Here is a 9,883-nt window from a genome sequence, read left to right on the forward strand (position 1 = left end):
ACTACTGAGCAGCGCTGACCGAGGACATGTGAAAGTCCGGAATGCGCAACGGCGGCATCGCCGTTCGCGTGAACCAGTCCTTCCATTCCCGAGGTAGTGTCGGCGAACTGATGCCCGCTTGGCTTGCTCGTCGGAGCAGGTCGAGCGGGCTTTCGTTGAAACGGAAGTTGTTCGTCGATCCGACGACTTCGCCGTCCTCGACGAGGTACACGCCGTCTCGTGTCAAGCCGGTCAGCAGCAACGACGTGGGATCGACTTCGCGGATGTACCACAGAGTCGTCAGAAGCAGGCCACGTTCGGTGTCGGCGATCATGTCCTCCATGGACGTGACGCCACCGGTCAGGATCAAGTTGTCGCCGGGCACGGTCACCGGAGCCGAATACTCCTCGGCTGCGAAGCGCGGATAGGCGAGGGCGTTGATGACGCCGTGATCGATCCAGTCGACGCGTGAGGTCGGGAGACCGTTGTCGAACAGGGACACCGAGTCGTTGGACGATCCAGTTGCCAGAAACGGCGAGTACTCGAGTCCCTGTACAGCTGGATCGGAGAACAACGTCAGGTCGAGAGTGCCCAGTTTCTCACCGATCCGAGTGCCACCCGCTCGCGACAAGGCGGTTCGTCCTTCCTGCGCGCCCCGCCCCTCCATCGTCCACATCAGATAGATCATCAGATCTGCGACTGCCGACGGGGGAAGGATCGTCTCGTACCGCCCTGCGGGGAGGTCGACGCGCGTCTCGGCCCAGTCGAGGCGCGTGGAGAGATCGGCCAGCAGTGAGTCCACCGCGACGTCGTCGAATCGCGTGGTTCCGGTGCCGACCCACGCGCTGGCGTCACCCCGTTTGCCGTTGATCTCGACCGATCCTGTCGGTTGGGTGTATCGGTTGCGAAGCCCGGTCGAACTTCCCAGCCACACCGTCTCCACCTGGTGGTGTGCGAATCCGTAGAGCTGGTCCGTGCCGTCGAACCCCGTCGACAGGTCCCCGGTGAGCGAACCGAACACATCGATGTTCGTTCGCTGCGACGGTGCCTCCCAGCCGTCCGGCACGCTCGTGCCCGTCAGAAGCGGCATCGAATCCTCGGCGACACCGGCCGCGCGTGCTGCTCGTTCCGATGCGGCGACGACGCCTGCGATGTCCGCGGGTTCGACCGACGTGGAGGACACGGTCGCGACGCGGGCGCCTGCGTCGGTGCGGACGATCGAGACAACAGTCCAACGTCGAAGCGTCGAGATGCCGTTGGTGGTCATCGAGTTGCCTGCCCAGCGAAGCGAGGCTTCGCTGGAATCGGTGACGATCACGATCGTCTCGTCGACCGTCGCCGCAGTCAGTGCACGTTCGATAACCTCGTGTCCGGCGATCATCGGCCTGCCTCCGATCGAGTGTTGAGCACGTTGACTCCGCGGAACAGTGCAGCCGGACATCCGTGGCTGACCGCCGCCACTTGCCCGGGTTGTGCCTTGCCGCAGTTGAACGCACCGCCGAGCCGCCTGGTGGATTTGCCGCCGACCAGTTCCATCGAACCCCAGAAGTCTGTTGTCGTCGCCTGATACGCGACGTCGCGAACCTGGCCGTCGAGCCGGCCGTTCCGGATCCTGAAGAAGCGTTGGCCGGTGAACTGGAAGTTGTACCGCTGCATGTCGATGGACCAGGACTTATCGCCGACGATGTAGATGCCGTCCTCGACTTCGGCTACGAGATCGTCGACTGTGCGGTCGATGTCGGGGTCCGGTCGAAGCGACACGTTGGCCATGCGTTGGATCGGTACGTGGTGCGGCGAGTCGGCGTACGAGCAGCCGTTAGAACGAGGCAGGCCGAGTCTGGGGGCGAACACGCGGTCGAGCTGGTAGCCGACGAGTACGCCGTCCTTGACCAGGTCCCACTGCTGCGCGGCGACGCCGTCGTCGTCGTATCCGATGCTTGCGAGTCCGTGCTGTTCGGTGCGATCCGCAGTGACGTGCATGTGGTCACTGCCGTACTTCAGCGTCCCCAACTTGTCCGGCGTGGCGAACGAAGTGCCCGCGTAGGCGGCCTCGTATCCGATGGCACGATCGTATTCGGTTGCATGGCCGATCGATTCGTGGATGGTGAGCCACAGGTTGGTCGGGTCGATGACCAGGTCCAGATTGCCGGGGGTGACCGTCGGAGACTTCACTTTCTCCGACAACCAGTAAGGAATCCGCTCCAGTTCGTCGGACCAGTCCCATGTGCTGCCGGCGCCGAGATACTCCCATCCGCGACTGGTGGGAGGTGCCAACGTGCGCATCGTCTCGAACGCGCCTGCCTCGTGGTCGACCGTGGTGGCCTCGAACTGTGGGTGCAGGCGAATCCGCTGCTGGGTGATGGAGCTGCCGGCGAGATCGGCGTAGAACGTCTGCTCCTTTACCTGCAGGACGGACGCGGTGACGTGATCGATGCCCTCGGCGGTGCGGAGGGAATCCGAGTAGGCGGCGAGAAGCTCTACTTTCTCCGTCGTCGGGACCGAGAACGGATCGACGGTGTACGGGGACACCCACGCCGCGTCGCGGTACACAGGTTCGTCGGCCAGTTCGACGGATTCGCGGTTGAGCGAGCGCAGTGCCCGTGCCACCGAGACTGCGGACTGCGCTGCGTGTGCGGCAGACGCTTCCGACAGCTCGGATTCGGAAGCGAACCCCCACGTTCCGTCGACGACCACACGGACCGCAAGACCGATCTCCGAACTGTCCACCGCCGACTGAACGATGCTGTCGCGCATGTTCAGTGACTGGGTGACCAACCGGTGGACTCGGAAGTCCGCGTGGGATGCCCCGGCTCGCCTCGCCGCGTCCAGTGCGGCACCGGCCAGTGCTTTCAGAGGGAGTTCGAGAAAATCCGCATCGACGGTGCGTGCGTGCGTGTGCGGAGGCAGGGTCACAGGGATGGAGATTAGCCGAACTGTTGCCATCCCAGGCGGACAACCATGCCGATCACGACCACCAACAGCACGATTCGGACGAAACCCGATCCCCTCGACAGTGCGGTCCTCGACCCGAGCAGCGCGCCGATCACATTGCACACGGCCATCGCAGCACCCAATTGCCACAGCACGTGGCCAGTGATCGCGAAGAAGGCCAAAGCGCCGACGTTGGAACCGAGGTTCAGCACTTTCGCCATCGCCGCACTGCGGACGAACTCGGTACCGAGCAGGGTGGCGAACGCGATGATGAAGAACGTGCCGGTGCCCGGTCCGAGGATTCCGTCGTAGAAGCCGAATGCACCCGCCGCCAGGAAGACCACCACGAGAAACTTGCGTCGACTCGGTGGATTGTGGGCAGCCACAGTGCCGATCGTCGGCCGCGCCGTCACCAGGATGGCGACTCCCACGAGGACGACCATGATGATCGGAATGAACAGGTCGCGGTCGATGAGAGAGACTGCGGCCGCACCGCATGCCGACGTGACGGCTGCGGCAAGGCCTGCAGGCGCCATCACTCGCCATTCGATCTTTATCTTGCGAGCGAAGGTGACGACGGCTGCGCACGTTCCGAACACTGCGGTCATCTTGTTCGTCGCCAAAGCGGCTTGTGCGGACAATCCAGGGGCGACGACGAGCAGTGCCGGAAGCAGAATGAGGCCGCCGCCTCCGACGACGGCATCGACCCACCCGGCGCTGAACGCGGCGACCATGAGCAATCCCCAGTCGGCAGCCGTCATACGGCAAACTCAATCACATGCGCAGATTCAGCCTGTGGCTCAGGGGCAAGCCCTTCGTCGCGGATTCTCTCCTGGCCTGCGCGTTGTTCCTGATGGACGCCATCGTGTTCGTCGGCTCGGCCACCGATGTGCAGTGGCCGTTGTTCGTGCTGGTAGCAGTGGCCGTGTCGGCTCCGGTGGCGTGGCGCAGGCGTCACCCGCGAACCGTGTCCGGAGCGGTACTGACCGTGTCCATCCTGAGTGTTCTGACCGGGCATGCGGTGGGGGACACGACCAGTCTGCATCCGTCGCTGCTCGCGCTTCCGATCATGCTGTACACGCTGGTGGCGTATGTCGGTCGTCGCGACGGTGCGATCTACCTCGTTGCCGTGGCGATCGACGGGGCGGTGTCGTTGGTCTTCCTGGATCAGGACCCGTTCACATCGATTCTGTTCACGGTGCTGATGTATGCGCTGGCCTGGCTGGCGGCAGAGTTCCTCGGCGCGCGGCGGGCCTACGACGAGGCGGTCGAGGCGAGGCTCGCCGTTGCGGAGTACGACCGTGATCGACGCGCGGAGGACGCGGTGGCGATGGAGCGCACACGGATCGCCCGAGAGTTACACGACGTGATCGCCCACGGAGTGAGCGTGATGGTCGTCCAAGCGGACGGTGCGTCGTATGCGATCCGCAAGGACCCCGAGCGTGCCGAGCAGGCAGTGGCGAACATTTCCGCGACGGGGCGCGCTGCTCTCGCCGAACTGCGGCGCACGGTTGCGCTGCTGCGCACCAACCCGCATGCGGACGACATGCCGATGTACGGCACTGCGGGCCTGGCGAAGGTGGTGGACATGATGTCGAGGGCCGGCTTGAACGTGGAGCTGGAACAGACCGGCAATCTCGACGACATCAGTCCGGCGATCAGCCTGGGTGTCCACCGGCTGGTCCAGGAATCGCTGACGAACGTGCTTCGGCACGGTGGACATGCCCCGAAGGCGTCGGTGTCTGTGGTCCGTCGCGACGAGGACGTGCTCGTCGAGATTCTCAACAGTGGTGTCGGTGCCCAGCCCATCGCCGTCGAAGGGACCGGAAACGGCTTGCTGGGTATGCGGGAGCGCGTCGCAGTTCTGCAGGGAACGCTGGAGGCGGGCAGGATTTCGGACGGTCGGTGGCGAGTTCGAGCGGAGCTACCGCTCGAGTGAAGATAGGTTGTGCAGGTGCCGATTTCCGTTCTCATCGTCGACGACCAGGAACTCATGCGTATGGGACTGACGATGGTGCTCGACGCGCAGGACGATATCGACGTCGTCGGTGAGGCCGCCGACGGCACAGCGGCGTTGGAGGCGGTGGCCGACTTGCAGCCCGACGTCGTTCTCATGGACGTTCGGATGCCCGGCATCGACGGTGTGGAGGCCACCGAGCAGATCACGTCCTCGGCGTCGCATTCGCGGGTGCTGGTGATGACGACTTTCGATCTGGACGAGCATGTGCTGGGCGCGATCCGTGCCGGTGCCAGCGGGTTCCTTCTCAAGGACACTCCACCGGACGATCTGGTGTCCGCCATTCGCAGCATCGCCGGGGGCGATGCCGTCGTCTCGCCCAAGGTCACCAAGCGGTTGCTGACGAGATTGGTCGCAGACGAGGCCACCCCGTTACGTGATCCCGCGATGCTCGACGCTCTGACGGACCGCGAGCGCGAAGTCCTCGAGCTGCTGGCGACGGGATTGTCGAACGCCGAGATCGCGCAGCGACTCAGCTTGTCCGAGGCGACGGTCAAGACCCACGTCGGTCGCATGTTCACGAAACTCGGTCTGCGTGACCGGGTGCAGGCTGTGGTCCTCGCCTACGAGACCGGACTCGTTCGTCCGGGGTCGTAGAGGCGCCCCGGTTTCTGATAAAAGACGAAGATCTCGCAGGGTTCGGGAGTATTCCAGACCACTTCGTTCGTTGTCGCTACAGGCAACGAAAGGAACGACGGTGTTTGCTCTCTTTCTTCTGTACGTGATCGTGGAGGTAGCGGCCCTGGTCGCAGTAGGAAGCGCCATCGGTGTGCTGTGGACCGTGCTGCTGTTGCTGGCGGGATCGGCTGTCGGCCTGATTCTGGTCCGGTCTCAGGGTCGACGGGTGATGGACGGCTTGCGCGCCGCCGGACGTGGTGAGCGCGCGCCCGGTGTCGCAGTCGCGGACGGTGTGCTGTTCGCCATAGGTGCAGTGGCTATGTTCGTGCCCGGTCTGGTGACGTCGCTCTTCGGCATCCTGCTCCTGTTGCCGTTCACGAGGTGGGCGCTGCGGCCGTTGGTCCTGCTCGCCGCCGCACGGTGGATGCCCACTGTCGCCGCGACCACGGCGCGGATGCGACCGACGGTCATCGACGGCGAGGTCGTCCCGGAATCGACGAGCCCGCGGCCGTCCGGTTTGATCATCGAAGCGCAGCCCCAGGATTTCCAGAAGCCGACTCGCTGAGGGCAGACTGGTCTGTCGTGAGTACCCAACTGCTCCTCGGTGGACGGATCTACAGCCCGACGGCACCCGACGCAACGGCGATGGCCGTCACCGACGGTGTCGTGACATGGACCGGCGAGGATCGCACCGGCAGAGCTCTGCATCCGGGAGCCGAGGAAATCGATCTCGCAGGCGCGTTCGTCGCGCCTGCGTTCGTCGATTCGCACGTGCACACGACGGCGCTCGGGTTGTCCGTCGTCGGACTGGATCTGACGGAAGCTGTGTCCCGGGCGGACTGCCTGGATCGAATCCGTCGGTATGTCGAGCGGACGTCCGACGACGTCGTGTGGGGACAAGGTTGGGATGATTCCGCGTGGAGCGATGGTGGTGCTCTGACGACTGCCGATCTGGATGCGATCGCGCCGGGCAGGAACGTGTATCTGTCGCGGATCGATGCACATTCGGCCGCCTGCTCGACGCCACTTCGAGCTGCGAGCGGCATCACCGGCTCGCAGTTGGGGTTCCACCCGCAGCAGCCCGTGACGGCAGACGCCCACCACGCGGTCCGGTCCACGGCGCGGGCGTTGATCGGATCGCCCCTGCGCGCCCGGGCCCGGCTTGCGGCGTTGAATCTGTATGCGGCCCAGGGTGTCTGCGCGGTCCACGAGTGTGCCGGCCCGGACATCTCGGGCTCGACCGACTTCGCCGAGTTGTCGGCTACGGAACACGGAGTCGAGGTGCGCGGCTACTGGGGCGAACTGGCCACCAGCGCCGAGCACGCCCGCGACCTGCTTTCGTCGACGGGCGCGGCCGCGCTGGGTGGAGACCTGTTCGTCGATGGATCCATCGGCTCCCACACTGCGTGGCTGACCGAGCCCTACGCCGATCACACCGGCACCGGCATCGCCTTTCAGGACGTCGAGTCCATCACCGCGCATCTGTCCGCGTGCACGGAAGCCGGCATTCAGGCAGGATTCCATGCGATCGGAGACGGCGCCGTCGCCGCAGTCACCTCGGCGTTGCTCCGGACCGCCGAGGTGTTCGGCGGTCCGGCGGTAGCTGCGCTCGGGCACCGGATCGAGCATCTCGAGATGGTGTCGGACGCTCAGGCGGACGTTCTCGCATCCCTCGGGGTCATCGCCAGCATGCAACCGGCCTTCGACGGGTTGTGGGGTGGTGACGATGCTTTGTATGCATCCAGACTCGGTGTGGACCGGGCGCGGGCGCTCAACCCGTTCGCGTCGCTCGCATCGAGAGGTGTGTCCCTCGCGTTCGGATCGGACGCCCCGGTGACGACCGTCGATCCGTGGGGCGTTCTCCGATTCGCAGTCGGACATCGCACACCCGGGAGCGCGGTGTCACCACGGGCGGCATTCTCGGCCGCCACCAGAGGTGCGTGGCGAGCAGGCGGAGTGCGCGACGGTCTGGCAGGCACGTTGCTTCCTGGCGCCCCCGCGAGCTACGCCGTCTGGGATGCCGACGAGCTGGTGGTACGAGCACCCGCCGATTCGGTTGCGCGGTGGTCGACCGATCCGAGGGCCGGAGTACCCCCGCTGCCGGCGCTCGATCCGCTGTCGCCGAGTCCTCGGTGCCTGCGCACGGTGCATCGCGGACGAGTGATCCATGAAGCGTGATCCGCGCGCGATCCTGCGCGTCGGTGTTTCCACCGTCATCGCCGCCGGGGCCGGCCTACTGCTGTTCGCGAGCTTTCCGCCTCGGCACCTGTGGTTCCTCGCCCCGGTCGGGATCGCGATCCTCGTCGGGGTCGTGCTGGGCATCGGATCACCGCATCGCCAGTCGAAGAAGGCCGGCTTCGGGTACGGGTTCGTGGCGGGCCTCGGCTTCTTCGTCCCGCTGCTTCCCTGGATCGGGGTGTACGTCGGGCCGTTACCGTGGTTGGCTCTCGCCGTCGCCGAGTCCGTGTTCATCGGAATCTTCGGCGTCCTGGCAGCTGTCCTCGCGAGGTCTCGGTGGTGGCCGTTGTCGATTGCGCTGGCGTGGAGTCTCGTCGAGTGGGCGCGATCGTCGTTTCCGTTCGGCGGATTTCCTTGGGGCAGGCTCGCGTTCGGCCAGCCGGACGGATTTCTGCTTCCATTGGCGAGTGTCGGTGGAGCGCCGCTGCTGAGTTTCGGTGTGGCGCTGACAGGGTGCGGAATCGCAGCGCTCGTGGCGTGCATCCTCGGGCCACGTTCGCGTGGCCGATGGGCGACCGCCACGGCTACCACCGTGGTCGCGTCGGTTGCCGCGCTCGCACTGTTACCGACTCTGGCGCCTGCTCAGGAGTCCGGTGACGAACGATCCATCACCGTAGCGGCCGTGCAGGGGAGTGTTCCTCGGTTGGGCCTGGACTTCAACGCGCAGCGACGAGCGGTGTTGGACAACCATGTCCGCGAGACGTTACGCCTGGCCGACGACGTGGCGGCGGGCAGAGCGGCCGCACCGGACATCGTCGTGTGGCCCGAGAACGCTTCGGACATAGATCCGTTGCGAAACGCGGACGCGGCGGCACTGATCACCGAGGCGTCGGAGGCCGTCGGTGCTCCGATTCTGGTCGGTTCCGTTCTGGTCAACGATGACCGGACCACCACCAATTCGGTCATCGCCTGGGACGGCGCCGACGGTCCGGGTGAACGTCACGACAAGAAGATCATTCAACCTTTCGGTGAGTACTTGCCCTACCGAAGTTTCTTTCGTTTGTTCTCCGAATATGCCGATCGTGCCGGGTATTTCGTGCCCGGCACAGGCAACGGTGTCGTCCATGCCGCAGACGTGGCGGTCGGAATCGCGACCTGTTACGAGGTGGCGTTCGACCGAGCGTTGACCGAGTCCGTTCGATCGGGTGCGGAGTTCATCGCAATCCCCACGAACAACGCGACCTTCGGTGACACCGAGATGACGTATCAGCAGTTGGCGATGTCCCGCATTCGCGCGGTCGAGCACGGCCGGGAGGTCGTTGTCGCCGCGACGAGCGGAATCAGTGCGACAGTGTCTCCCCGGGGCGACGTCCAACAAGCGAGCGATCTGTTCGTACCGGAGGTTCTCGTTCAACGTGTTGCTCTTCGGACCGACACGACGGTTGCCACCGCAGTAGGGCAGTGGCCGGAATATCTGCTGAGCGTGCTGGCCGGGGTGTTCGTGATCGGCGCTGCAGTGGTCAACCGAAAAAAGAACTCGATGTCCGAAAATGCACGATAAACAGGCTCGAATTCTGATACTCGCACGTAAACAGTTCTCGAGAATGTTGAACTGTCATTCGGACGGAGGATTCGTGGTCGGCCTGTTCGAGAGCGCGATTCGTGTAACGAATCGTGACGTAGGCTCGATTCTTCAATAGTGATCCGCTACAAAACCGGCGGGTTCTTATTGTATGTTTGTAGACCGCTGTGGTCCCTGGATCGCAACTGATCGTTGGCGCGCAATTCCCCACAATTGCGCGGTCGGTGACGTGTACGTACGGGAGGGGTCGTCGATGGTGTGTGCGTTGCTCGACTATCGAATTCAACTAATTGTTCCGAATCGATCCTCAGGCTCGTCGAGAGCCTCGAAAACCGTCATCGAGCCTTTTTTCGACTTCTTTCCGCACCCAATCCCGACCGTAGCGCGCAACGAACCAACTGTGAACGGTCGGGCAGGCGGATAGCCGTACCGATAGACCTGTACTCGACCAGGGCCCAGTTGCTGAACCACGCTCGGAACGGAAATGACTGTTGACTGCTAGTGCCTCGGCAACTGTCCCCGACAATTCTTCGCTGCGTTCGTCGTCTCTTTCGACGTCGACTCGGAAAGGTGTCTGA

General features: G+C 64.4%; 8 protein-coding genes. 5 read left to right on the forward strand and 3 right to left on the reverse strand.

All coding sequences use genetic code 11. The annotated features are described in order from the left end of the window. Position 1: 1 nt before the first annotated feature. Genes ACFULT_RS16125 through ACFULT_RS16135 form a run of 3 tightly spaced genes read right to left on the reverse strand, consistent with a single transcriptional unit; the run spans position 2 to position 3,671 of the window. Positions 2-1,360: a metallopeptidase TldD-related protein gene (locus ACFULT_RS16125; RefSeq protein WP_094721622.1), complete on the reverse strand. Its 1,359-nt coding sequence runs from the start codon at positions 1,358-1,360 to the stop codon at positions 2-4. Continuing rightward, complete coding sequence (locus ACFULT_RS16130) at positions 1,357-2,922, reverse strand: TldD/PmbA family protein (RefSeq protein ID WP_052059545.1); 1,566 nt, start codon at positions 2,920-2,922, stop codon at positions 1,357-1,359. The genes ACFULT_RS16125 and ACFULT_RS16130 overlap by 4 nt, the downstream gene beginning before the upstream one ends. After that, complete coding sequence (locus tag ACFULT_RS16135) at positions 2,904-3,671, reverse strand: TSUP family transporter (RefSeq protein WP_020110051.1); 768 nt, start codon at positions 3,669-3,671, stop codon at positions 2,904-2,906. The genes ACFULT_RS16130 and ACFULT_RS16135 overlap by 19 nt, the downstream gene beginning before the upstream one ends. Positions 3,672-3,688: 17 nt before the next feature. On the opposite strand from ACFULT_RS16135, the gene ACFULT_RS16140 reads away from it, so the two are divergent. The 5 genes from ACFULT_RS16140 to lnt all read left to right on the forward strand — a co-directional run bounded on the left by ACFULT_RS16140 (position 3,689) and on the right by lnt (position 9,284). Continuing rightward, positions 3,689-4,849: a sensor histidine kinase gene (locus tag ACFULT_RS16140; protein ID WP_037113317.1), complete on the forward strand. Its 1,161-nt coding sequence runs from the start codon at positions 3,689-3,691 to the stop codon at positions 4,847-4,849. Positions 4,850-4,864: 15 nt separating this feature from the next. Beyond that, complete coding sequence (locus tag ACFULT_RS16145; RefSeq protein ID WP_037113452.1) at positions 4,865-5,524, forward strand: response regulator transcription factor; 660 nt, start codon at positions 4,865-4,867, stop codon at positions 5,522-5,524. A gap of 100 nt (positions 5,525-5,624) precedes the next feature. Further along, complete coding sequence (locus ACFULT_RS16150; protein ID WP_217900784.1) at positions 5,625-6,110, forward strand: FxsA family protein; 486 nt, start codon at positions 5,625-5,627, stop codon at positions 6,108-6,110. A 17-nt stretch (positions 6,111-6,127) separates the two neighbouring features. Beyond that, complete coding sequence (locus ACFULT_RS16155; RefSeq protein WP_378481883.1) at positions 6,128-7,723, forward strand: amidohydrolase; 1,596 nt, start codon at positions 6,128-6,130, stop codon at positions 7,721-7,723. Then, positions 7,713-9,284 carry an apolipoprotein N-acyltransferase gene (gene lnt, locus ACFULT_RS16160; protein WP_094721619.1) on the forward strand — a complete coding sequence of 524 codons (1,572 nt, stop codon included), beginning with the start codon at positions 7,713-7,715 and terminating at the stop codon, positions 9,282-9,284. Before ACFULT_RS16155 ends, lnt begins: the two co-directional genes overlap by 11 nt. Positions 9,285-9,883: the final 599 nt, after the last annotated feature.

Origin of the sequence: Rhodococcus sp. NPDC057297 (assembly GCF_042667435.1) — a bacterium.
Taxonomy (GTDB): Bacteria; Actinomycetota; Actinomycetes; order Mycobacteriales; family Mycobacteriaceae; genus Rhodococcoides.

What these genes read in the sequence shown, in the direction of transcription:
- ACFULT_RS16125 (WP_094721622.1), bottom strand. Translation starts at nt 1,360, where the DNA reads ATGATCGCCGGACACGAGGTTATCGAACGTGCACTGACTGCGGCGACG.
- ACFULT_RS16130 (WP_052059545.1), bottom strand. Translation starts at nt 2,922, where the DNA reads ATGGCAACAGTTCGGCTAATCTCCATCCCTGTGACCCTGCCTCCGCAC.
- ACFULT_RS16135 (WP_020110051.1), bottom strand. Translation starts at nt 3,671, where the DNA reads ATGACGGCTGCCGACTGGGGATTGCTCATGGTCGCCGCGTTCAGCGCC.
- ACFULT_RS16140 (WP_037113317.1), top strand. Translation starts at nt 3,689, where the DNA reads ATGCGCAGATTCAGCCTGTGGCTCAGGGGCAAGCCCTTCGTCGCGGAT.
- lnt (WP_094721619.1), top strand. Translation starts at nt 7,713, where the DNA reads ATGAAGCGTGATCCGCGCGCGATCCTGCGCGTCGGTGTTTCCACCGTC.